Annotated in this window: 20 protein-coding genes and 1 pseudogene; 15 read left to right on the forward strand and 6 right to left on the reverse strand. The window is 52.7% G+C overall.

Annotated features, from left to right (window positions below):
* The first annotated feature begins 104 nt into the window (after window positions 1-104).
* The 7 genes from RT657_RS17535 (at window position 105) to RT657_RS17565 (ending at window position 7,061) form a co-directional block, all read left to right on the forward strand.
* Window positions 105-281 carry a general stress protein gene (locus tag RT657_RS17535; RefSeq protein WP_313655987.1) on the forward strand — a complete coding sequence of 59 codons (177 nt, stop codon included), beginning with the start codon at window positions 105-107 and terminating at the stop codon, window positions 279-281.
* A 33-nt stretch (window positions 282-314) separates the two neighbouring features.
* Entirely contained in the window at window positions 315-656 is a 342-nt protein-coding gene (locus tag RT657_RS17540; protein ID WP_313656061.1) for a hypothetical protein, read from the forward strand.
* 258 nt (window positions 657-914) lie between these two features.
* Window positions 915-1,262 (forward strand): HNH nuclease YajD, encoded by a 348-nt coding sequence (yajD, locus tag RT657_RS17545; RefSeq protein WP_313655988.1) that lies wholly within the window; start codon window positions 915-917, stop codon window positions 1,260-1,262.
* Between the two features lie 204 nt (window positions 1,263-1,466).
* Window positions 1,467-1,805: a cupin domain-containing protein gene (locus RT657_RS17550; protein ID WP_313655989.1), complete on the forward strand. Its 339-nt coding sequence runs from the start codon at window positions 1,467-1,469 to the stop codon at window positions 1,803-1,805.
* 700 nt (window positions 1,806-2,505) lie between these two features.
* Complete coding sequence (locus RT657_RS17555) at window positions 2,506-4,833, forward strand: FdhF/YdeP family oxidoreductase (RefSeq protein WP_313655990.1); 2,328 nt, start codon at window positions 2,506-2,508, stop codon at window positions 4,831-4,833.
* Between the two features lie 238 nt (window positions 4,834-5,071).
* Window positions 5,072-6,187 carry a metallophosphoesterase gene (locus RT657_RS17560; protein WP_313655991.1) on the forward strand — a complete coding sequence of 372 codons (1,116 nt, stop codon included), beginning with the start codon at window positions 5,072-5,074 and terminating at the stop codon, window positions 6,185-6,187.
* A gap of 73 nt (window positions 6,188-6,260) precedes the next feature.
* Window positions 6,261-7,061, forward strand: coding sequence for an MBL fold metallo-hydrolase (locus RT657_RS17565; protein WP_313655992.1), 801 nt, complete (start codon window positions 6,261-6,263; stop codon window positions 7,059-7,061).
* Between the two features lie 53 nt (window positions 7,062-7,114).
* Here the strand turns inward: RT657_RS17565 and RT657_RS17570 are convergent, their stop codons facing one another.
* Both RT657_RS17570 and RT657_RS17575 read right to left on the reverse strand, forming a co-directional pair.
* Entirely contained in the window at window positions 7,115-9,040 is a 1,926-nt protein-coding gene (locus tag RT657_RS17570) for a methyl-accepting chemotaxis protein (RefSeq protein WP_313655993.1), read from the reverse strand.
* Between the two features lie 599 nt (window positions 9,041-9,639).
* Window positions 9,640-11,298 (reverse strand): methyl-accepting chemotaxis protein, encoded by a 1,659-nt coding sequence (locus tag RT657_RS17575; protein ID WP_313655994.1) that lies wholly within the window; start codon window positions 11,296-11,298, stop codon window positions 9,640-9,642.
* A gap of 664 nt (window positions 11,299-11,962) precedes the next feature.
* Here RT657_RS17575 and RT657_RS17580 point away from each other — a divergent pair.
* The gene (locus tag RT657_RS17580) at window positions 11,963-12,247 is read left to right on the forward strand and encodes a hypothetical protein (RefSeq protein ID WP_313655996.1); all 285 of its coding nucleotides are present in this window, start codon (window positions 11,963-11,965) and stop codon (window positions 12,245-12,247) included.
* 78 nt (window positions 12,248-12,325) lie between these two features.
* On the opposite strand, the gene RT657_RS17585 is transcribed toward RT657_RS17580, so the two are convergent.
* Complete coding sequence (locus RT657_RS17585; RefSeq protein WP_313655997.1) at window positions 12,326-12,559, reverse strand: DNA polymerase V subunit; 234 nt, start codon at window positions 12,557-12,559, stop codon at window positions 12,326-12,328.
* Window positions 12,560-13,470: 911 nt separating this feature from the next.
* On the opposite strand from RT657_RS17585, the gene RT657_RS17590 reads away from it, so the two are divergent.
* The 4 genes and pseudogenes from RT657_RS17590 to RT657_RS17605 all read left to right on the forward strand — a co-directional run bounded on the left by RT657_RS17590 (window position 13,471) and on the right by RT657_RS17605 (window position 16,032).
* Entirely contained in the window at window positions 13,471-14,688 is a 1,218-nt protein-coding gene (locus RT657_RS17590) for a diguanylate phosphodiesterase (RefSeq protein WP_313655998.1), read from the forward strand.
* Window positions 14,689-14,860: 172 nt separating this feature from the next.
* Window positions 14,861-15,070, forward strand: a complete 210-nt coding sequence (locus RT657_RS17595) for a CsbD family protein (RefSeq protein ID WP_313655999.1) — start codon at window positions 14,861-14,863, stop codon at window positions 15,068-15,070.
* Window positions 15,071-15,267: 197 nt separating this feature from the next.
* Window positions 15,268-15,450, forward strand: a pseudogene (locus RT657_RS17600) (MerR family transcriptional regulator); the annotation flags it as partial.
* A gap of 63 nt (window positions 15,451-15,513) precedes the next feature.
* On the forward strand, window positions 15,514-16,032 hold the full coding sequence (locus tag RT657_RS17605; RefSeq protein WP_313656062.1) for a MerR family transcriptional regulator: 519 nt from the start codon (window positions 15,514-15,516) through the stop codon (window positions 16,030-16,032).
* A gap of 69 nt (window positions 16,033-16,101) precedes the next feature.
* Here the strand turns inward: RT657_RS17605 and RT657_RS17610 are convergent, their stop codons facing one another.
* Entirely contained in the window at window positions 16,102-16,590 is a 489-nt protein-coding gene (locus RT657_RS17610) for an Hsp20 family protein (protein WP_313656000.1), read from the reverse strand.
* Between the two features lie 173 nt (window positions 16,591-16,763).
* On the reverse strand, window positions 16,764-17,003 hold the full coding sequence (locus tag RT657_RS17615) for a transcriptional regulator (protein ID WP_313656001.1): 240 nt from the start codon (window positions 17,001-17,003) through the stop codon (window positions 16,764-16,766).
* Between the two features lie 364 nt (window positions 17,004-17,367).
* Here RT657_RS17615 and RT657_RS17620 point away from each other — a divergent pair, with 364 nt between their 5' ends.
* The 3 genes from RT657_RS17620 to RT657_RS17630 all read left to right on the forward strand — a co-directional run bounded on the left by RT657_RS17620 (window position 17,368) and on the right by RT657_RS17630 (window position 21,281).
* The gene (locus RT657_RS17620) at window positions 17,368-17,592 is read left to right on the forward strand and encodes a DUF3606 domain-containing protein (RefSeq protein WP_313656002.1); all 225 of its coding nucleotides are present in this window, start codon (window positions 17,368-17,370) and stop codon (window positions 17,590-17,592) included.
* 519 nt (window positions 17,593-18,111) lie between these two features.
* Window positions 18,112-19,899 (forward strand): EAL domain-containing protein, encoded by a 1,788-nt coding sequence (locus RT657_RS17625; protein ID WP_313656003.1) that lies wholly within the window; start codon window positions 18,112-18,114, stop codon window positions 19,897-19,899.
* Between the two features lie 194 nt (window positions 19,900-20,093).
* Window positions 20,094-21,281, forward strand: a complete 1,188-nt coding sequence (locus RT657_RS17630) for a diguanylate phosphodiesterase (protein WP_313656004.1) — start codon at window positions 20,094-20,096, stop codon at window positions 21,279-21,281.
* Window positions 21,282-22,558: 1,277 nt separating this feature from the next.
* Here the strand turns inward: RT657_RS17630 and RT657_RS17635 are convergent.
* Complete coding sequence (locus RT657_RS17635; protein ID WP_313656005.1) at window positions 22,559-23,632, reverse strand: RepB family plasmid replication initiator protein; 1,074 nt, start codon at window positions 23,630-23,632, stop codon at window positions 22,559-22,561.
* Window positions 23,633-24,380: the final 748 nt, after the last annotated feature.

Consider the following 24,380-nt stretch of genomic DNA (forward strand, 5'->3'; position numbering starts at 1 on the left):
CGACGTTGCGCTCTGTATTTGCATAACCGAAGCGGAGGACTATGCTTCCTGCTGTGACTAGCTAGTCCTTTTTATCTCACGGAACATTGATATGAGGTCTTCCTATGACACAACAGAAATACAGAGGTGGGGCCGGCAATTTTGCCAACAATCCAGAACGGGCGAGTGAAGCTGGCAGTGCAGGAGGCAAGGTCAGTGGGGGCAATTTCAAAAATGATCATGAAAAAGCCAGGGAAGCCGGTCGGAAAGGAGGCAAAGTCAGTCGACGTCCTGCTAAGTAATTCTGAATAAAGCGCTTCAGGATGTTTTACGCCATGGACGGACTTTTTTCCTCTTCCCTCTGCCGTTTTTTAACAGTGTGCTTTTCTGCGCAGAATCAATGCCTGTGCAGTGATGATCTCCCGATACAGATAGAATCGGATAATAGTGTGATCAAAATGGCGAGACCTGACTATCCTGATATTCAGGACATGAATCAGGAGAGAATAATGAAATTTTTTTACTTCGTTTCGCTTATCGGTTCTGCACTCTATTTATTAATCTTTCTGCCCAAACTGCGTACCCGTCGTGAACCTATAGCCTATTGGGGATCCTGGGCATATCTGGGTGCAAATGCTATTTTCTGGGCTGTGTATGGTGTCCTGCATTATATTTAGCTCAGAGCCCGGGAAGGCCATTCCTGTGTGCTGGCGTGCTGCTTAACATACTGTAACAGAATTACAGTGTGTTAAGGGTTATCGCTTCGTTATTTCTTCTTCGCCATTATGAGCCTCTGACATCCGGAGGCATGACGAAAAGTAAAAAAAGGCAGCAAACGTCATGCGGCGGCAAGCAATCATTTCTCCTCCTGTTCCGTTGTGGGATATAGTGGCCGCCTTATCGTAAACATCTCTGCATAACAGGTAACGTCAGCAATGGCTCTGATCCCCAAAAACTATTCGCGGCTGGAAAGTGGCTACCGTGAGAAAGCGCTTAAACTCTATCCATGGGTCTGTGGACGTTGCTCTCGCGAGTTTGTCTACTCCAACCTGCGCGAACTGACCGTGCATCATATCGATCACGACCATACGAACAATCCGGAAGATGGCAGTAACTGGGAGTTACTCTGTCTCTATTGCCATGACCACGAGCACTCGAAGTACACGGAGGCCGACCAGTATGGCACCCGCGTGATTGCAGGTGAAGATGCTCAGAAAGATGTCGGTGAAGCCACCTATAATCCTTTTGCTGACCTGAAATCGATGCTGAATAAAAAGACGTAACCCTGGCACCTGCAGCCTGTCTGAAACGTCTTTACATCCTGCCTGGGTCCGTCTCCACCTGAACACGGGATATCGCAGCCTGTGGCTGACAGGCTGATACGGAACCACTTTTTTCATACCGTCGGTGTGACTTAAGCATTTGTTGAGATGAGCAGACCGTGACGACAACAGACTCAATATCAGTGATAAACACGGAACAGGCTCATGATTTCTAAGATGAATGCAGAACATTATCACTGGGGAGAGGGGTGCGATGGCTGGTACCTGATGAACCGACCGGATATGTTAATCATTCACGAGAAAATGCCGCCTGGCACCTGTGAAAAAAGACATTTCCATGCTTCATCCAGGCAGTTCTTCTTTGTCCTTAAGGGGGTGCTGACGATGGAGCTGGACGGTACACTCCACGATATCGCTGCGCACCAGGGGATTGAAATTCCGCCACAGGTCAGTCATCAGGCGCAGAATAAGCGCGATGAACCCGTCGAGTTTATGGTGATTTCACATCCCACTACGCGGGGAGATCGCACTGACATTTCCTGATCGTTATCAGCCTGGATCATACTTCCCGCAGATAACGCCCGGCTCTCTGACCTGAGTGGCTATCCGGACAGGGGCAAAGGGGTTAAATGCTATGCCGGATGCATCGGCCTGCTTACTCCCCGCTCTGGCAGGTTAACAGACGCCGGTTTCATCCGCTGTCAGCCCGATTGCACCGCACTTCATCCATTCCGCTCAAAGAATGGATGATATTGCGTAAAGCCAATAATGATAAGGTGAGGCCGGGACTGACATGCTCTGCTGAACAGAATGTGCGGTCATAACCTGCCGTTATTTACGATTAAATTGCTGTGTAATCGGCTTTCGATACGTTAATAATGCTTTACGGAGAGCCTGCTCACACTGGCGCACAGATAACAGCAGGCTTACATAAAGGCCACATTATTTCCCCGACAAGGTTATTACTCTGACTGAGCTTTGAAAAAAGCGGGTTACGTTTCATCCGGCTGTCGCATTTTATAACAGCGCATCGGCTTCTGAACAATTGACTGGCTGACCGTTCCGGTCATCTTTGCCTTATTTCCCACGCGGTGTTTATTATCTGGTTCGTTAATCATGACAGCCACAGTGTTTGAAACATTTTGAGAAAGATTTTCAGTAAATACCTGCCAGAACCACCGTCGCTCTGCGTTTTTCTGTACCAGGATTATCCCACAACAAAATAGAGACAATGTGGGGCATTATGAAAGAGCAAAATCGCACAAACGGCATCGCGCCTTATCGTGGTGCGGCTGGCGGCTGGGGTGCCTTAAAGGCCGTTGCCGACGCAATCCGCGGCCAGATGGCGGTAAAACAGGATGTAATCGCCCTGTTTAAAGTCAATCAGCCTCAGGGCTTTGACTGTCCGGGCTGTGCCTGGCCTGATCCGCAACACGCATCCTCTTTTGAGTTTTGTGAAAACGGCGCAAAAGCCGTTTCATGGGAAGCCACCAGCAAGCGCACCACACCGGAATTTTTTGCCGCACACACGGTGAGCGAACTGTGGGAACGCAGCGCATTGCATCTGGAGGGTGAAGGCCGGCTGACCCATCCGATGAAATATGATGCTGCGACCGACGCCTATCAGCCTATCGAATGGGAAACTGCGTTCCGGGAAATTGGTGAGCATCTGCGCAGCTATGATGACCCGGATAGCGTGGAGTTCTACACCTCGGGCCGCGCCTCGAATGAAGCGGCGTTCTTATGGCAGCTCTTTGCCCGCGAATATGGCACCAACAATTTCCCCGACTGTTCGAACATGTGCCACGAGCCGACCAGCGTCGGACTGCCGGAGTCGATCGGCGTAGGGAAAGGCACGGTCGAACTGGAAGATTTCGATCACTGCGACCTGGTGCTCTGTATCGGCCACAACCCTGGCACCAACCATCCACGCATGCTGGGCACACTACGGGAAGTCTCTAAGCGCGGGGCTACTATCGTCGCGATTAATCCGCTGCGGGAACGCGGCCTTGAACGCTTCACCTCACCGCAAAGCCCCATTGAGATGCTCTCAATGAGCTCAACCGAGCTGGCTTCGACCTACTACAAAGTGCGGGTCGGCGGTGATGCAGCGATGCTGAAAGGGGTGATGAAGATCCTGCTCAGCATGCATGAAGAGGCGCTGAGTGCGGGCAAACCCGGTGTGATCGACGAGGCGTTTATCCGCGAACACACGGAAGGCTTTGATGCGCTGAAAGCGGATCTGGAGAGCACCGACTGGCCGCACATTCTGAAAGTCTCCGGCATGGCGCGTGAAGAGATCCAGCATATCGCCCGTCTTTACGCCAGCGCTGAACGCACCATCATCTGCTACGGCATGGGGATTACCCAGCATCAGTACGGCACTCAGAACGTACAACAAATCGCTAACCTGCTCCTGATGCGCGGTAACATCGGTAAGCCCGGTGCAGGCATCTGCCCGTTGCGCGGTCACTCGAATGTGCAGGGCGATCGCACAGTCGGTATCACCGAGATCCCACCACAGTCGCTGCTGGATAACCTGGAGAAAGTGTTTGGTTTCCGACCGCCACAGAAGCATGGTCATGGCGCGATTGAGGCGATCAAGGCGATGCGCGATGGCAAAGCGAAAGCATTGCTCTGCCTTGGCGGCAACCTGGCAGAAGCGATCTCCGATCCTCAGGTGACCTTCCCGGCGATGCGCAGCCTCGATCTGGTCGTGCACATGGCCACCAAACTGAACCGGTCACATCTGCTGCTCGGTAAGCACAACTATCTGCTGCCGGTGCTGGGCCGGACCGAGACCGACATGCAGGCAGGCGGCGCACAGAGCGTAACTGTGGAAGATTCAATGTCGATGGTGCACGCCTCGCGCGGCTCACTGGATCCCGCGTCGCCGCATCTGAAGTCTGAACCGGCGCTGGTCGCCTCACTGGCAAAAGCCACCCTGCCGGACAGCGTGGTGGACTGGTCAGCCATGGTTGCCGACTACAGCCGCATTCGCGACGCGATCGAGGCGGTTTTCCCGGCGTTTACAGATTTTAATCAGCGAATTCAGCATCCTGGTGGCTTCCGGCTCTATAACGCGGCATCAGAACGCGTCTGGCTGACGCCTTCCGGTCGTGCGCAGTTCAAAGTGATGCAGGGCATCAATGAAGACCCCCGATCGCTGAAGTGTCATGATCTGGTGCTGACCACGCTGCGCAGTCACGATCAGTACAACACCACGCTTTACGGGCTCAATGATCGCTATCGTGGCGTCACCGGCCGTCGCGATGTCCTGTTTATCAACGGTGAAGAGGCGGAAAAACGGCAGGTGCGGAGCGGTGACCGTGTCGATCTGGTGGCGCTGGATCCGGAGGGTAATCCCACCTCGCGCCAGATGAAAAACCTGACCATCGTGATTATCGATATGGCGCCAGGTTCGGTTGGCGCTTACTACCCTGAAGCGAACGTAATGGTTCCGCTCGACAGTCACGATACCAAAAGCGGTATTCCGGCGTATAAAAGCATCCCAATCGCCATGACGCGCGTTACTGATGAAACCGAAACCACGTCGGGCGTATTGCGGTAACCTGCGGCGTTAATTCCTCTGTTTTCAGCATGACCGGATAACCGGTCATGCTGTTTCAGGCATCTGCCTTTCGCTTTCGTTCTTCCGCTTTCTGTTTCAGCATGCCTCTTAGGAAGCACTGCGCGTAAAGCATCACCTGCGCCGGCAGCGTATACACTACAAGGCGAAAAACCACTTTCATAAACGATCATCGCTTAACTGCCTGCGCTGACGCTCAGCGCCCTACCGGAAGATTGCCATGTTCCACCTGATTTTCAGCTTACCCAGCTGGTATGTAATTGCGCGCGTTATTATTCCTTTGTCTCTGCCTCTTGCCCTGAAGCTCCTGCTTTCCGCCCTGGTACTGCTGGCTTCGCAGTATCTGCTGGTGAGTCGCTTCACGTCGGGCGGCCTTTTTTCCGCTGAAATGCCTCGCATCATCATCATTCTGTTTAACTGGGCCTACAGCACAGTCCTGCTGCTGGCGCTGTTACAGATGCTGATGGATGCCGTAATGCTGCTCGCCCTGCTGCTGCGTCATCCGCTGGAGTTAACACCCGGCGTGCGTTATCTGGCCGCCGGACTGGCGATGGTGCTGGCGGTGCTCGGAGTACAGCAAGCCATCCGGGTTCCGCCGGTTAAAGAGGTGACGCTGGTGTTACCCAACCTGCCCGCAGAGTTCGAGGGCTATCAGCTTCTGCAGCTCACGGATCTGCACATCACCCGACTGTTTAATGCCGCCTGGACCCGTGCGATGGTGGCGCGGGCGATGTCCCTGAATGCCGATCTGATTGTGGTGACGGGCGATGTGATCGATGGCAGCCTGGCGCACCGGCGGCAGGATGTGGCGCCGCTGAGCGGGCTTTCCGCCCCTGACGGCGTCTGGGCGATTACCGGTAACCACGAATATTTCTTTCATCAGGCGATCTGGACGGCCCATCTGGCGTCGCTGGGGCTGCAGCCGCTGCTTAACAGCCATACCGTTATCCGGCGCGGTAACGCGAAGCTGGTGATCGCCGGTCTGCCGGATGCTTCCGCGCCCGGCAGAAACGCAATGGCTCCCGACCTGGCGCGCGCGCTGGACCAGGCGCCGGACGACGCACCGGTGATCCTGCTGGACCACCAGCCACGCAATGCCCGACAGAACGCGGCGCAGGGCGTGGATGTTCAGCTCTCCGGTCATACGCATGGCGGCCTGATTATCGGACTGGATCGGCTGTTTGCGAAGCCCAATGGCGGATTCGTCTCCGGGCTTTATCAGGTCGACGGGATGCAGCTCTATGTGAACAACGGAACGGCGCTCTGGCCAGGCATGGCGGTCCGTCTGGGCCGTCCCTCAGAGCTGACGCGGCTCACCCTGCGTCGTCAGCCTTAACGGCGTCACGTAAGCGATCGGTGGGCGGTTTTCGCCGGGCGGCATAAGCTTAAGTGAGATAGAGGAGATCACTATGACGATGTTATGTAGCGCCTGCGGCACCGCTTACCCGCTTCAGGCCACCTATCCGAACTGTAAAATCTGTGAGGATGAGCGCCAGTATGTCCCGGCCGACGGTCAGCACTGGATCGCGCTGGATGCGCTGCGCGCCAGCCATGCCAATCAGTGGAAAGCTCACAGCGACGCGCTGCTGAGTATTAAAACCGTGCCTGTCTTTGCCATTAACCAGCGCGCCTTTCTGCTGCGCACCCCGCACGGCAACGTGCTCTGGGACTGCATTGCCAATCTGGATGACGCCACCTGCACCCTGATCACTGCACTGGGCGGCATTGATGCGATTGCGATTTCGCATCCGCACTACTACACCACCATGCAGGAGTGGGCCGAAGCCTTTAACGCGCCCATCCATCTGCACGCCCGCGATCGGCAGTGGATTGTGCGGGAGAGTCCGCATATCCGCTTCTGGGAGGGGGAATCACTGACACTGATGCCGTCCGTCACGCTGATGCGGCTGGGGGGACATTTTCCCGGTGGCAGCGTGCTGCACTGGGATGAGCATGGCGGAGTCGTGCTGGCAGGTGACATTATTCAGGTTACGCCAGGCGCACACGGTGCGTCGTTTATGTGGAGCTATCCCAATATGCTGCCGCTCTCGGCCGCGACGGCAGGCGATATTCTGCATCGGCTTTCCGGTGTGACGTTTGATCAGCTCTACGGCGCCTTTGAAGGGCAGGATATGCGTCAGCAGGCTAAAGAGAAGGTGATGCAATCGGGGAGGCGCTATCTGGCCTGCCTGCAGGATCATCAGGCGTAGCAGGATGTGTTGACAGAAAAGAACAGCCACCCGCAGGTGGCTGTCTGGCACAGTTATACCGTCTGGAACACGGCAACCATCGTACGTAGCTGCCCTGCCCGCGCGGCCAGTTGATCCGCTGACGAGGCCGACTCTTCAACCAGCACGGCGTTCTGCTGCGTTACCTGATCCATCTGGTTTACCGCAATATTGACCTGCAGGATGCCGCTGCTCTGCTCTTCCGATGAAGAGGAGATATCGCGCATCAGCTGAGAGGTCTGCTCAATGGCGCTGACGCTCTGCTTCACCTTGTCACCGGCATTCTGCGCCATCGCAATCCCTTCCTGCGCATGACCGACCGACTGCTCAATCAGGCCCTTGATCTCTTTCGCTGCGCTGGCTGAACGCTGTGCCAGCGCACGCACTTCGGAAGCGACGACCGCGAATCCCTTGCCCTGCTCACCCGCTCGCGCCGCTTCTACTGCCGCATTCAGCGCCAGGATATTGGTCTGGAAGGCGATGCTGTCGATAACCGAGGTAATCTCTTCGATCTTGCCGGAACTGCCACGGATTTTATGCATGGTCTCCATCACGGAGTCCATCGCCGCGCCACTTGAAAGTGCCGCCTGCGTAGCGGACTCTGCGCGATCTGAAGCGAAGCGGGTGTTATCCGCATTCTGCTTAATGATGGCGGCCAGCTGCTCCATACTGGCCGCAGTTTCTGCCAGTGACGCTGCCTGCTCTTCGGTGCGTGACGAGAGATCCCCATTGCCGCGCGCGATCTCTTCCGAGGAGTTAGCAATCGTGGCGGCATTATCTTTGATATCGGACACCAGCTGGGAAAGGCGTTCCTGCATGCGCAGCAATGCATTCAGCAGTTCCGCCATTTCGTTGCTGCCGGAGATAGTCATCTGCACGGTCAGATCGCCAGCTGCTACGCGACTGGCCAAGTCGACCGCTTCTTTAACCGGGCGGGTAACCGAACGGGTGATCATAACAGCCACAATGATGGCCAGCAGCGCCACCGCCAGCAGTCCTGCCAGCAGCAGATATTGTGAGTAACGCTTCTGAACGATCTGCGCGTCCATCATCTGCTCCAGCCTGATGCTGTTCTGGTTGCCCAGTTCGGCGTAGCGGTTAATCGCCTGCGTGAAGACCCGGACATATTCAACAGGTGCCACGCTGGCGTGTCCGCTGACAAAAATGCTATCTGCCAACTGCAGCGCATCCTGTGCCTGTTGATTGGCGTCCTGGGCCAGTCCGGAAAACGCACTTTTCAGCTCAGGCTCAATGGAAAAAACTTTTTCCATGTTTTTGCTGAACTGCATCAGGGCCGTTTTGCCATTATCGATCTGGAATGCCAGACGACTGCGATCCGTCTCCGATATGTTGCCGGATGCAATCAGCGAGGTGCCATTCGCCCGGATCTGACCAAGGGTTTCGGTCAGCAGCGGCAGACGACTGTAAATACTGACGATCAGCTGATAAGTATTCAAATCTGCGTCCAGCGACAGCTGATAGAAATCGAGCACATCCTGATTCATATCCAGCAGGCCCTGAATCAGATGAGCATGGCGCGTCAGACTGGTTGCCAGCGTCAGCTGGCCCGCATTGATATCATTCTGCAACTGATCCCACTCCTGAGTGATCCGTTGCAGCGACTGCAGTGGAGGTGCCTGTTCATCATCCATGCGCAGATCATCTCCGATTGTCCGGGATAAGGCGTTGATTTGCGTCACCAGCGCCATACGGGGTGCGTTATCCGCTTTATTAAGGGAGATGGCGATAGCGCTCTCAGCACGATGGCGCTGTAACAGATTAAGCAGTTGCAGGACTTTTTTTTCTACCGGTATACCGGATAGTTCGACTTTTTTAGTATCAACAAGTTGATTACCCGTCTGAATGAACAGGAAGGTAGGAAGAATAAACAGTATTAACGCAAAAGAACCCAGTAACAGGAACTTCGCAGGTAAATTAATCCGGTCGAGTAATTTCTTCATTCTTTTCAGCTCTGATGTGTGTGAGGTGTGCCATGCACAAAATATGTAATGTAATTTTATTTTCACTCTTTCTGTAGCACAGCTACACGCGCCTCATTCGGCGAAATATCGCTATGAAGAAAGGGTTTTCTTTAAACGTTCAGAAATGTATATCACAACGGAAAGGAGTATAGATTGCGCCCTGTTATTTTACAGTGAATAAAATGACGATATTTACTGCAAGTTTCGCTTAAGCCAAACCCGATAATAGCTAATAAAATCAGTATTATAATAGAAAAAATCCGTACTCAACCCATAAAGATGTTAGCGTGGCTTTAGCATGACCACTTTGAAAAAAATAAATTCAAGATAAACCACTCATCGCCGATAACAGGGCTCTGCGCTGTATCTTATTAATTATCACTCCACTTTTCATCGCCGCACTTTTCTCTGAATGAAATATCGCACCTGCAGGCTGTACCCCTAAAGAGTTAATCTATTCTTTTCTTTCCTGTAATGAAATCCTTTTCATCTTTTTTAAATCACATCAGTTAATTTAAAATCCGGTTGAAATAAAAAAGCCTCCAGAGTGTGGAGGCTGTTGTATTACTGGCCGGCTATCAGAAACTTTCCCAGTTGGTCTGCGCCACGTCCATGCTCTGGCGCTCAGGCTGATGGGACAGCAATGCCGGATGACGTACAGCCCTCACCTGTGGCTGAGGTACAGCTCGCCTGTTGCTTTCCAGCGTAAAGGTGGCGACCAGACCTGACAGCGTTTCCGCCTGCTCCTGAAGCGATTTCGAAGCAGAAGAGGCTTCTTCCACCAGCGAGGCGTTCTGCTGCGTAACGTCATCCATCTGACCAATTGCCTGATGAACCTGCTCAATGCCTTTGCTCTGCTCGGACGTTGCCGCCGCAATCTCATTGACCAAATCAGCAACCTGCTGAATCGCCAGGCGGACATTTTCACTGTTTAATCCAACACCGTTGGCCTGTTCTGACCCATGTTCGACCTGTGAAACAGAGGTTGAAATCAAATCCTTGATCTCGCGCGCTGCTGAAGAGGAGCGTTGCGCAAGGTTACGGACTTCAGAGGCCACCACGGCAAAGCCGCGGCCATGCTCACCGGCACGCGCCGCCTCAACCGCCGCGTTCAGCGCCAGAATATTGGTCTGAAACGCGATGCCCTCGATCAGCCCGGTAATGTCAGAGATTCTGGCCGAGCTGGCGCGGATATCATTCATCGTCGTCAGCATCTGTTTTACTGCCGTACCATTCTGGATCGACATCTGATTGGCATTATTCGCCAGCGTGCTGGCCTGAGTTGCGCCTTCTGCATTCTGTCGCACCGTATCGCTCAGCGTCGCCATACTGGCGGACGTCTGCTCCAGCGAGGCCGCCTGCTCTTCGGTTCGTGCCGAAAGATCTTCGTTGCCCGCCGCAATCTGAGTCGAACCGGTACTGACCGATTGTGCTGCGTGACTGACGGAGATAAGCGCACCGGACACCCGCTCAAGCAGCTGGTTCAAGGCTGACGCCGTTTGACTGATTTCATCCCTCCCGCGGACTTCAGCCGTGTGGGTCAGATCAAGGGTATGGCTCACCTGCGTCATGGTATTCACCATGCCTGTCAGGCTTTTTCTGATGCCCAGAATGACTCTGGCCGAGAACGCGGCCAGTATCAGGATAAGCAGCAGCGAACCGCCCGACATCGCCCATAGCGTCCGGCTGTAAACACGTTTGTTCTCAGCGCGGAGCTGTTCGCCAATATCGATATTAAACTGAATCTGACGGGTATAGTCAGCTTCCATCTTACGGGCAGCGGCCCCTATGCCACTCTCTCCCTGTAATAATGTCAGCGTGACGTTGTCATTGTGGGCACGCGAGGCAGTCAGAAAAGTCGGGAGAGCACGGCGTACTGCGTCCAGATTATTGTCAGCCTGCCTGGTCAATGCTTTGTCTTGATCATTGGAAATATCGTTCGCCATGTAATAGTCATTTAACGACTTAATCTGCTTCAGCAGATTCTCAATGTGCGCTTCAGCAGCCGGGTATTTTTCAGCATCGCGGGTACTGTAATGGCGATAAAGCGCGATGCCCAACTGATTGGTCACGCTGATTGATTTGTTCAGGTCGCGAATGCTGGGTATCGCATTTGTCTGAACATATTCAAAACGGGACTGAAAGCCCGAAATGGCGGATACCGAGATAATCACTAATGCAATCAGCGACATTGCAAGTAGTGAGATGATCAGCACAAGACGCTGTGTAATAGTCACGAATAAGCCCCTGGAAGAAGATAAAACTGTAAATAGCTAACATGCCGTTCGTTCTTATCGGCGGCTGAAAGCGGGGCTTTAACAAATGGCGGGACCGATATTTTTTATTTTTTGCGTGCGTTTCTCACAAAGTGAACTATACACGTCCCTCGTGCTGGCAATAGATTTTGTCCGACGTCTGCGCCTGAAACGCTTCTTTTCAGCAGTTTCACCTGACATCTCATCTCTCTGTTACAGCGCGGCCCTGCATGTGCAACCTTCTTCCATTTCTGTTGATTATCTCTCATGCAGACCGGGCGGCCGCGCTTATACAGAGTCCGGATTCGGGCTTTACTGATGAAATGGTCCGCCGGATCCCGCCGGGACTGGATGAGGCTGCTGAACAGGCGCAGAGAAAGACGTTTCAGTGTGCCGTCAGTCTGCGCATTCTAGTCAAGCGGCGGTCTCAGCGGACGGTTTCCAGCCCCCTGCAGGCTAAGATTTTAGCCATTTGTGGCAGGACCAGATTAAATCAGTGAATCGACTGGCGGAATGCTGATTCTGGTCTATGCTCACTGGCCCGACCAGGTTTATGCCTGTCAGGTAGCAATAACGCTTACAATAAAAAAAGGTTGTCGCCATGAATTTAGCTCAATTTGAAACCAGAACCGGTCTTTGGCCACACATGCAATTTACAGACGTTGAATATGAAGTGTGCAGCAGAGGCGTGGAGATCTATGCCATTGATGTCAGCCGTCAGACCAAGAGCAAGCTGTTCATCTGCCGTGTTTCGAGTGAGCAGCAGGCCGCGTCGCTGACAGCACAGTTCAGGGAAGGGCTGCCAAAAATAAAGCTGAAAAAGCGCAAAAACGCAATGAAGCGGGCCCGCATTGCCTGCGAGAAAAGCCCTGGCAACGATGCAGGCTATCAGGATCGCACGGCGCTGAGGTCGTCTGCCGCCAGACTCTGATTGACGAATCAGCCTGCGTTTCCTGCGGCAATCCGTCTGACACGCTGTCTGTGCTCTTCAGTTTAATCCGCGGAGCCTTTAATCATGCACTGCAGGGACCTGAAACAGACGGCACTCACCCGTCTCAACTGAAATGTCACGGAAAGTGGAGATGTGTATCTCTATCCACTGGTTTGCTGCCCGCTGCGAATGCGGTACGTTGTGGTGCTGAAGGGCAACCACAACGTCGCGTGTACTGACAAAGTAGTCGCCTGTGTCATCGCGCCGTATCGCTTCTCTGAACGCCGTCCGGATTTCATCATTCTGTGACATGTTATTAACTCCGGGGCACCGCCTGAGTGGCATATAACTGTACAAATAACAGCATCGTGATTCGCTGACAGGGTCAAGCCTGTGTACTCAGTCGATAAATGTCGCATAGAAAATAGCCGCTTATGGCCATTCATAGTCGCAGCAGCAGGCTGAAGCGGATTTTAATCCAAATCTTAGAAATCGTTTTCATCTCGGTTTAACCCACTGATTTTACGAAAATCGATCTCTGGTTAGTTGTTTGATGATTTGAATACTCATTGAATAAAAGACTAACCGTAGCGGCATCACAGGCGGTTTTGCCCTATCTTTAAGTGGCGCTGTAAAGAAATCCACATCTTTTACAGCGTGTTCTGACTCCTACCCTTGCCCCCGTTGAACAGGGGGCATTTTTTCAGACAATGCTGTGAAAGGCTGTACTGTTTCCAGGATCACCCCTCATACCGTAAGCGTTCCGTTAAAGCGTTAAATGAAAAAATGGTTGATTTGTAACCTGATGATTCACAAGTTTAACCAGCACAATTTCGACCGGTATGTAATTAATTGAATTGAAATGAATTTTCTCAACACGCCAGTAAAAGGTCCGCAGCCTGCTTGTCAGGCCAGACAGAACGCCATGGCAGGGAGAATAAAAAGTGAGTAATAATCTGGCCCTGACCGATTAACCGGCGCCTCACCAGGGATGCCGCGACGTAACAATAATGAGTTTGATCCACTATTAGCCTCCCGCTTTTTACGGGAGGCTTTTCTTTTTATACGCGCTTTTTATCGGCTGGTTTGCGCCGGCCTGCCAGCATACCTGCATGGCCGGGCCAGTTAACGCCGCAGTCAGAATCGTGTAACAGCCATAGTTGTGCGCCCAGACCACGATAGGTTATGTTGAGTCGGCCATCCTCTGCCATATGAGTCTGCTTATGCTCTCCACCCTGATCTACCGTAGCCAGCTTGCGGGTTCCGTTTCGCCAGAGCAGTTAAAGGCGCTGGTGGAGTGCGCCCGTGTTAAAAATGCGAAAGCGGATGTCACCGGGATTCTGCTCTGCGACGGTCAGCATTTCTTTCAGGTACTGGAAGGCAGCGTCGATAATGTTCAACGGGTTTACCAGCGCATCAGCACGGATAACCGTCACTTCAACCTGATTGAACTGTTGCGGGACTACGCCCCTGCACGCCGTTTTGGCAATGCCGGCATGGCTCTGTTCAACTTAGGTGATTATCCGCAACATGTTGTGATGGATGCCCTGCTAAAACAGGTTACCCTGAATGAAGAGCGGATCAGAGATGACAGAGTCGTGAAGTTCCTGCGATCCTTCATTGAGGGGCGGGACAAAGAGACGTTTGTTAAAATCGATCCTGCCAGCGAATGGACGCTGACCACACCCTCACTCATCCCGGCCCACCCAGCCTTTCAACCGGCGGCAGGCCAGCACTGCGAATTTGCGTTACAGCCCATCGTAGATGTCGCAAATCGCCAGATTATTTCCTGGGAAGCGTTAATCCGCGGTCAGCGCGGTGCGTCACCCGCAGACTATTTTGCACAGCTGCCCGAAGACGAGCGTTATCAGGCTGATCTCGATGCCAAGACCTACGCTTTTCAGCTGGCGCAGCATCTGGGACTGCGGGAGCAGACACTCTCCATTAATCTGCTGCCAATGACACTGGTGATGAGTGAGGATGCCGTCGGGCATCTGATTGCTCAGATCAGGCAACATGGCCTGCGGCCAGAGCAGATCGTGGTTGAGGTGACGGAAGATGAGATCATTTCTCGCTTTGACGCGTTTCATCTGGCAGTCAGACAACTTAAAGCCGCCGGGATTAGCCTGGCACTTGACGATTTTGGCGCGGGTTTTGCCGGTTTATCTCTGCTGGCCGACTTTCAGCCTGACAAAGTAAAGATCGATCGTAAGCTCATCACCGACATTCATCGCAGCGGCCCGCGTCAGGCCATTGTACTGGCGATTCTGAAATGCTGTCAGGCTCTGGAAATTACCGTGATTGCGGAAGGCGTTGAAAAAATCGAAGAATGGCTCTGGCTGGAAAGAGCTGGCGTTCGCTATTACCAGGGCTTTCTGTTTGCCCGTCCAGCCCTGAATAGTCTGCCTCAGGTATGCTGGCCAGCACGTCGATCTGCATAATACAGGCAGAGAAACCCTGTCTCCGTCGCTCTTTTACTCAGAGTTTGATGCCGCTCACACCGCTTCGCTGCAAAAAGCAAAGGCTGTGCCATGCTTGATCTATCTGACAGCCGTCAGGCAATACAGATATTCATCAGGTCTCTGGACTAAAACCGTAATCAGGAGAATCACCATGAACGAAGATCGCATTGGCGGTAACTGGAAGCAGTTCAAAGGTAAGGTGAAGGAAAAATGGGGCGATCTCACGGATGACGACATGACCTCTGTTGAAGGGAAGCGTGACCAGCTGGTCGGCAAAATTCAGGAACGCTACGGTTACGAGAAAGATCGTGCTGAAAAAGAAGTGAAAGACTGGGAAGATTCTAACAAATACCAGTGGTAATGCGTTTCCTGCGCCGGGCATTTGTGTGCCCGGCATCTGTCCTGCCCGCCTCTGCTTCTGTCTGCCTGACGTCCCGCCCTGACCCCTGTTCTGTGACAAAATAATTTGGAAATGATGGTTTCTTTATTTAATCCCGACGCGCATAATCCGCTCATCTTCCCTGAACAGGGGATTGTTAAGTTTTACGGATATTCACTATGCCCCATCACTCTACCGACACAGTTTGTGGTCTCGTCGGTGTTCTGCCGGAAACTCTGCGCCGCTGGCACAGAGCCGGGCTGATAACGCCGCCGGGATCAACTGGATACTCCGATCAGCAGCTTACGCGCGCGCTCTGCGTACGCGAAATGACGTCAGGCGGCCATACACTTTTTGATATTCATGCGGCGCTTAACTGGCCTGGTGTGGCGCTGCCTGGAGGCTGGGCCTGCCGCGAAGAAGAAATGTTGCAGCTGCTGGACTCTCATCCGGACGCCGATATCGAACGTGAACTGCAGATGATGAGCATAGACTACTGTGGCGATGATTATGTTAACCGCTATCTGCGGCCGCTCAATCTCTGGCTGCGCAGTGATCTCAGCGAAGGCGCAAATCAGCGTCAGATGCGCTTTCATCAGGCGGTACTCAGGCAGTGGGAACGGCTGGCACAGGCTGCCCGACAACGCAGCACGGTTCGGCTGTTTCTTGAGGCGGTCAGCGTTACAGATGAAACTGAAATCTGGATGGAGGCGATCCGGCTGAACGGACAGGGATTCCGGGTGGAAGTGGCTGCGGAAGCGTCCGGCGTTCCCGCCGTGGCTCAGCAACGTTTTGAGCACCATCTGATGTGGTGTGGCGATGGTATCTGCGCCTCCATGAAAGCGGCCTTTCACGCCAGTCTTGAGGCGGGTGAACCGATCATGCTTACCGGCACCGACACCACTTTGCGAACGCTGGTTAAGGCTGAGTCTGCCAGCGCCTGACCGCGGTTTCCCTCTTCCTTTTCCAGGTAAACGGGCGAAAAGGCCCCAGCCGTTTCCGCCCGGACAGGATTACTGATGTTCAAGCGTACGCGAACCGTCGGTCACAATCGGTATGCGACGCGGTTTTTCACTCTCCGGAATCTCCTGATACAGGTCGATGTTCAGTAAGCCTTCCGCCAGCGTGGCACCGGTTACTTTCATGTGCTCGGGAATCGAAAAGCTTAGCTGGAAATCGTGTCGGGCGATGCCGCGATGGAGCCAGCTCTGCTCCTCCTGATGGGAATCGCCGGATGTCTCCTGACTTTCTTTTTCTCTGTGTCCCGATACGGAAAGCCGTCCGCCGCGGAGCTCAATCTCCAGCTCCTGCTCTTTCCAGCCCGGTACGCTGATGGTCAGAGCATAACGATGGGGCTCAAACCGCTGCAAATCGTAAGCGGGAGCAGCGGTGACCGGACTGTCGCCAGTGAGCTGACTGAATAATTTATCGATACGGCTGAAGCGGTCTGAAAATACAGCGTCCGCCAGCGAAGGGAGTGCTGAGAAGGGTTGAAGTGACATAATGATAATCTCCTGAACAGGTTCATCCAAAAGTTCATCCGACCGGTTAATATATCCCGGTCATCATCTTAAATAGGGACGCGCTGTCAGCTTTCAAGTCGATAAAACGCACTTTTTTGACCCTCAGCCAGCAGTCATGATCCTGAGTGCGAATTTCAGGCTTTTACGCAGCCCTACTTTTTATTCTGCGGCGTCAGAATGTAATGCGGATGACGCCCGGCCAGCAATAGCAACAACTCATATTCACCCTGACTTAATAAAGCCGGATTACCTGCAGCCTCTTTGGTTTGCCAGACGCGCAGACTGAGGTCGAAGCGCTCAGCCGCACTCTGCTGAGACAATCCGGCAGCCAGGCGAAGTTCACGTACATTACTCTGAACAACCACAGGGGGTTGGGGGGGACGATTAACCAAACAACGCTCCTTCAATAGGGTGGAACCGCCAGCGATCACAGCAGCATCATCACGTAAAGCAAAGCGATCGGAAAGCGGGCAGAGAAAAGACCTGTGAATAATTAACTATTTTAAATAATTGTCAAATTTCAGGTCCGCTATTTATACATTATCCTGACACAAGCGAAGCGGTATATTTTGGCATAAAGAGGACTTCCCTAATTTTTTGAGTACGTTACCACCCGACCAGGAATTATCCTGTTATTCGCCCTGGAAGCTATTCAGGGATTAATCCGCTACCTCACTGCCTCTTTCTTCATCAGGATAAGCGTTTCGCCTGAAGCCATTTTTCAGGCGAATCATTGCAACCGGAGGAGAAAAATAAATGAAACACGCTATCCAGCGTCGCTCGCCCGACGATTTATCGCAGGTCGACATTCGTGAACAGTGGCAAATCACCTACTGGACACAGGAGCTGGGAACGACACAGGAGAGGCTGACGCGTGCAATCCGTGAAAGCGGGCCGCAGATTGAACAGGTACGTGCGTGGCTGGAGCAGAATCCGCCGCCTCGTCGTCCGGCCCAGCCTGTGAATGGTATGAAACGCTAAACTGTCCGCTGACTGAAACGCTATATTAATGGCAGCCTTACAGTGGACTAACCGCTTTCAGCCGGGTTTACGCTGACAGAAATTTTTTACGCGCCTCTGTCCTTTCCCGGCTTTTTCCTGACATTTTAACAGGTTACCTTTACCGGACAATGCTGTCAGCGTTCTGCGTTCTGACTTCATCAGATTATGACGGTTAAAATCGGGTTAATAACACTATTAATCTGTCCGGATGTTACATGTTCCCAGGGCAGAAAATAAATATTCAGGATGCTGAACGCTCAATCTGAAAATATAAAATCAGCGACGGCGCGTCATGGCTCCCTTCTTTAATTAAATTTTCGAATCGTAAATACTCTTTTTATGCGTTAAAGAAAATAATAAGAGACACCTGCCGCATAGTCACATATCATTCGGATGAAAATAAAATATAAGCTTTATTTCCTGCCGCCCGAATGAAATTTTGCTCCGGACAGCTTTCTTTTTCGCTCCGTCACCAGCCGGCGCGGGAGTTTTACACACATGCTCAACCATTTAGACGGCGACAATGCGCGCCGAAGCCGTGCCCTGCAGGCGCTGCGCGACCCGGATGAGAGTCGCGATGACGTGCTGCGCAAATTTGTCCGGCTGGCCAGCCAGGCTCTGGGGATCCCGGGCAGTTTTATCTCGGTACTGGATGATGAGTTTCAGACCATCCGCGCGTCTCACCATTTTGAACTGCAGCGCTCAACGCGCGCGGATTCACTCTGCCGTCATGTGGTTGACAGCGATAGCGCGGTAATTGTCCCGGATACCTATCACGATGCGCGTTTTGTTACCCATCCCCTGATTACCGGTGCGCCCTTTATCCGCTTTTATGCAGGTGTACCCCTGAAGACTCGCGACGGCATCATTCTTGGCACACTCTGTGCTACCGATACTGAACCGCATGCCTTCGCTGATGATAAGGTCACCACACTGAAGCTGCTTTCAACCCTGGTGATGTCTTTTCTGGAGGCCTGGCATTCGGCAGGCTTTACCGATCCGGTAACTGCATTGCCTAACCGGCAGCGCCTGATCCGCGATTTGCAGTATCTGGCCGTTGCCGGAGATACTGCGCCACGCCGCCTTGTTCTAATCGATTGCATCGATTTATCAAGAGCTTATGAGATGGCCCGCACCATGGGCATGAGTCGGGTCGAGAGCCTGCTGAAAGATATGGCAACCCTGCTGCCGCTGCGCCTGCGGCCTGCGGTAGGAGAGATGATCTATACCGTGGCCACGGGCCGGTTTGCCATCCTTACCCGGGCGGATAGCCGGCTAAGCGCAGCCTGGGTTGCTGGTCGCCTGGAAGGGATCAGCGCAGACATCGATGAAGGGCTCTCTGTCGCCCTGACGCCGCATACCGGGGAAGCGGGCTTTGTCGCTGGCAGCCTGCCAGCGTCGGAAATACTACGCCGCGCGGGCATGGCGCTAAACGAGGCAGCAGGCCGGGGACTGCCTTCACAGCGCTTTAATGAAGAGGCAGAAACGCAGCAATCAGCAGATTTCATGCTGATGACCGATCTTAAAACCGCGCTGCGTGAGAATAGCGGACTTTATTTGGTCTATCAGCCGAAAATATGTCTGCTGAAGGGGAAACCGGTCGGACTGGAGGCGCTGATCCGCTGGAAGCATCCCTCCAGGGGTGAACTCTCTCCCGGGGCATTTATCCCGCTGGCTGAGCAGACAGATCTGCTTTCTGTATTGACCGTATGGATTATCGATCAGGCCATCGAACGCCTCAGTCGTTTGCGAAACCATTGCATTCAGCTGCCACTGACGATTAACGTCAGCGTCAAGGATTTTGCACGCGAGGGATTTGCCGCCGAGCTGGAAAATAAGATGCTGAAAGCTAAGCTGCCGACCTCTCTGCTGGGCATAGAGTGCCTGGAGACAGAACGTATTCTGGAAAGTCCGACGGCCCTGCGCGGGCTGGAGATGCTCAGAGAGCGAGGCTTTACGATTTCACTTGATGATTTTGGTTCTGGCTACAGCAATATCAGCTATCTGCGCCGCATGCCGCTGGATGTGATTAAGCTGGATCGCTCCCTGATCAGCGAGCTTTCCTCCGATACGGCTTCACGTATCATTGCCCGTAGCATCATCGCCATGCTCAAAGAGCTGGACTATACCGTGGTGGCTGAGGGTGTTGAGTGTACGGATACGGTGGCCTCACTGACGGAATATGGCTGCGATCAGGCGCAGGGTTTCTTCTATTCAAAACCCTTAGATGAATACACTCTGGACCAGTGGCTTCACTGGAAGTTACGTGGTGACTGTTATTCATAAGACCCGCCGCCTTTAATTTCCGGGGCGTGGTTAATCGCTCTGCGGACGTCCTGAGACACCTTCCTTTCCTGTCTGCTGTTTCACTAACTGACGCCCTGCGCGGTGCAGGCAGTGCGGGAGTGAGTAAAGAGAGGTGCAACATTTTTTGAACAATGTTAGCGTGTGCGCAACAACCATTTGAACAGGAGCTGCCCGTGTTAACTACCATAATTTACCGCAGCCATATTTCAGATGATTTTCCTGTCAGGACCCTGCCAGAAATGGTCGATAACGCCAGTAAAATCAATACGGCTCACGACGTGACTGGCATTCTGCTTTTCAACGGTACGCACTTTTTCCAGCTGCTTGAGGGCCCGGAAACAGGCATCCTTGCTGTCTATGAACGAATCTGTGCTGACCGCCGGCATCATAATGTTGTGGAACTGATGCGTGACTATGCGCCCTATCGCCGCTTCGGTAATGCAGGCATGTCACTGTTCGACCTGCGTGAGCACGATCGCTCGTCACTGCTGCAGGCGGTGCTGGATAAGGGAACGTCAAAATACCAGCTGACCTATGATGATCGGGCACTTCAATTCCTGCGGACATTCGTCGAATCCCGCGAGAAAGAGAACTATTATGAAGTTCTTCCGCCAGGTTACTGGGAATTTGTTTCCGAACACAATGAGGCGCCCGCGTCGTGTCCGGAGACAGAAGGCGTCAGCTTCCGCCCGGTTGTTGATCCACTGGCGCGTCGGGTTACCGCGATTGAAGCGACCCTGGTCCGGCCAGCGGCGTCTGATGAGGCTTCCGACGATGCGCTCTATATCGAAGACCTGGAAACGCTCAAGCAGACATTTACTCACGCCGGTAAGGTCTGCCCGGACGGCATGACACTTTATGTCAGCCTGCTGCCGATGACGCTGGTTATCGTGCCCGATGCTGTCGGACAGATCCTGACCGCGATTCAGCAGGCAGGACTGGTGCCTGAGCAGGTTGTGATCGGCGTAAGTGAAACAGCTGTGATTTCGCAACTGGAGGCCTTCTCTGAAGCCGTGCGCGCACTGAAAGCCGTAGGTATCAGTCTGTCAATCGACAACTTTGGTGATGGCTCAGCCGGATTATCTCTGCTCACCCATATTCAGCCTGACCGCATCCGTATTGATGCCGGTATCACACGCGACGTTCACCGCAGCGGCCCCAAACAGGCGGTGGTGCAGGCGATCATCAAATGCTGTTCAGCGCTTGAGATCACCGTCATCGCGGCGGGGATCGTGCAGCCTGAAGAGTGGATGTGGCTGGAAGCGGCAGGAGTTATTAACTTCCAGGGCACGCTGTTTGCGGCTGCCGGTCGCTATGAAGCGCAGTCTGTCGCCTGGCCGGAATACCGGGAAGCCATGTAAATCTCGCTTGCACATCACGATAATGCGGCACCTCTGAGTGCCGCTTTTTTTTGCCGACGTAACGACAGGCTGCATTACGCCTCCCCTGCTCAGTACTGTCGCCCTCCTCTTGTTGATTCTTCCCTGCGCGATGCCCGCGCGAAGTTTTTGTGGACCTCTGCCCACTGCCACCAGCAATTTTGTTAATATCCACTATAGCGAGTAATCCTGTCAGTAAGCGAAACGCGTTTCTGCAAGTTGATTCGTGGCGACACGTAGCATAATGCGCCGGATATCCACTATAGCGAGTACGCTTCCGCGCCGTTCGTTTTTAGCAGAGCCAGCGCTGAACAAAGAGCAGCGCTTGTCGGCAGGGCTTTGCACCGGATCTGACAGACTGATCGCTCAGCTATCAGCTCAACTGACCTCTGGGATAACCACTATAGCGAGAAGACAGAGAACAGATGCAGTAAAAGCGTAACCGCCCACCCTGTTCAGGAATCAGTTGATTGAACGGCGCTAAGCAGAGCCTGTACTCATATCCGAATTATTCAGTCTGACGTCAGGCTACTGTCTGCTAACCACTGTAGCGAGTAAAGGTAATGTCCGGGAAAGGGAGTCAGGCCGGGAAAGACAGGCTTGATAAAGGCTTAGAGTGACAGTAAGCACTTACTTGATAGCTTTGATTGTTGACAGAATCATAGCGCGCAAAGGGTGACAACCACTATAGCGAGTAAACCCTCCTTTTTTTGTTCTCATCTGATAACCACTGTAGCGAGAATGTGTGCTTTGCCAGCATAAAAATGGATGTATTAAACAGACAATTGAGAAAAAATTGATCAAATAACCGCTATAGCGAGTGGCCCGAAGGTGACAACCAAGCTGCAACCACAGGTTAAGTGGTTCCGATAAGAGAGAAAACCACTATAGCGAGTAAATACGACTGGACACAGGTAGAATGATCACTTCTGAGCCTTGCATTAACCTGGGCAACAAAAAAATAACCACTGTAGCGAGTAAACAATAGAAGCTTTTTGGACCATCTCTCTGATGGTGGTAAGGAGTAACCACTGTAGCGAGTAGATATCATTTATCCCTGCCACGATGCTATACAGGACTCCCGGATGAACACAGTTAGTCCGGAAGGTTACTTTTCACGGATAACCACTGTAGAGAGTAAAATTACTCGCTATAGTGGTTGCTGAAGTGAGCCGGATTCGCTAAACGTTTTCGCGGGTAAAAAAAGAGCAAAAATGGCGCTGAAAACCGGGAAAACGCCTGCATATCCGCCTCATGCATCACTGCTTTTTTTGTCTTCGGATCTTATTCAGTAACTCTTTTTCTTCGCGTGAAACCATAACCAGCTCACTGCTCTCCTCTTGAAGTAGCGGTCCCGGCAGGCTGGTGTCAACGACGTCGGGATCAATATCCAGATCGTCAAATTCATCCATCTCATCATCGATAAGACCTGACTTACTGAGCGGCAGTTCGGCGGGACGCAGCTTTGGATGACGATAGTGGATCCAGAAGTAGACAGAGGAGCCGCGACGCGTTTCGGTATAATCAAGATAGCCAATCTCTTTTAACTGCTCCATAGCCTTTCTGACGGTGGCATTCTGGGTGATCACGCGCGATGTCAGGTTAAGCCGGGCGCGCAGGCGGGCCATCGATATCGGGGCTGGCTTTGGCGGCAGACTTTCGATAAAGGTGTAAAGCGCCTGAGCAGACTCTTTGCGTGCCAGCTCATTGATGGCTTTCAGCTGCAGCAGGACCTTTCTGTCGAACTGATAGAGTTCAAAGATCTTAGGATCGGCCTGCAACGTGACCGTATCCTTCTTGATGCTGTATTTAGCCGACTGCACCAGGTGCGTAGTGTAGTTTTCGCCACCTTTGCTGGTAAAAGTGAGGGTATTGGAAGCAATACGCGTCAGCGAAGCATCCAGACGGCTTCTGAGCTTCGAGGAGAGCCTTGCAGAAGGTATGCCGCAGAGTTTGGCAAACTCAACAAATGAGAGCGTTACCGTGTCTCCCAGACACTCATGTGTGGCAAAGGCCCGAATGATCCCCACCCAGGTTTTGAAATCGTTATCCATATCCAGGCGCGCCCCCAGAATTTTGATGTTGTCATAGCCTTCTGACCTGACAAGGGATAACTGTTTAAGATCCTGGGTCACATCCATAGCATTCATCTGGTTTTTCTGACTGCGTGCGGTGGATTTAAGCGTGGGAACAAACAGGCCGAGTCGCATCAGCGCTACCGGCTGCACGGTGTTATTACTGTTGGGAGTCAGCGTAACAACTTCACCAGTGCGTTTATCAGTTTCGCTAAACGCGTCCGCTATGTTCAGGATATCTGGTTCTTTTCTTGGCATGGGGGAAGATCCGTGATGTGAACAGGCAAAAGCCGCCGCTACTCGATACAGTGGATACTATCACTCACTATAGCGGTTAATCTACTTGCCATAGTGGTTAATTGCCTCGCTACAGTGGATGTTTTACTCACTATAGTGGTTAGCCATACGGGTCGAAAGCACGTGTACCAGCGCCTGGCAGCATGGCGGGATCTCTTTGGAACTTTCAGGGATCTTATGAGGATCTGTTATTGGATCGATTCAGTGGATAACCCGACAGCACTGACTGAAAATTGCGCTACTTTCTGACCCGCCTGTTTCTGTCTGTATGCGTTCCCCTCACCTTGTCGACTAAAAGTACCTCAGTAATAGCTGACAGAAACTTATTCACACACTGAAAGGGAATTTACTCGCTACAGTGGTTATCAGTCACTCGCCAGCGCGGTTGCTTTACTCGCTATAGTGGTTGTCATGCTCGCTACAGTGGTTATTTCTCTCGCTATAGTGGTTACAGATCCCCTCTCAGGCGTTGTGTGGCAAGGCCTGGAACGGTATGGGGATCTGTTTAGGATCTCAATTTGATCTATTAAGGATCGAACGATTGGATCTGGCCTGTGGATAACGGGGAAAAAATGAGACGCTTTGTCTGCGCTACAGGTGCAGCCCATCTCACAGGGCCTGCAGAAATCAGTCTGATAAGACAGCAACGGATAGTTTTGATAACAGGCTAAAGCGGAGAATAAGGATGGGAGTATCAGACATCTGCTGC

The sequence above is a fragment of the Pantoea sp. genome, assembly GCF_032114055.1.
Taxonomy (GTDB): Bacteria; Pseudomonadota; Gammaproteobacteria; order Enterobacterales; family Enterobacteriaceae; genus Pantoea.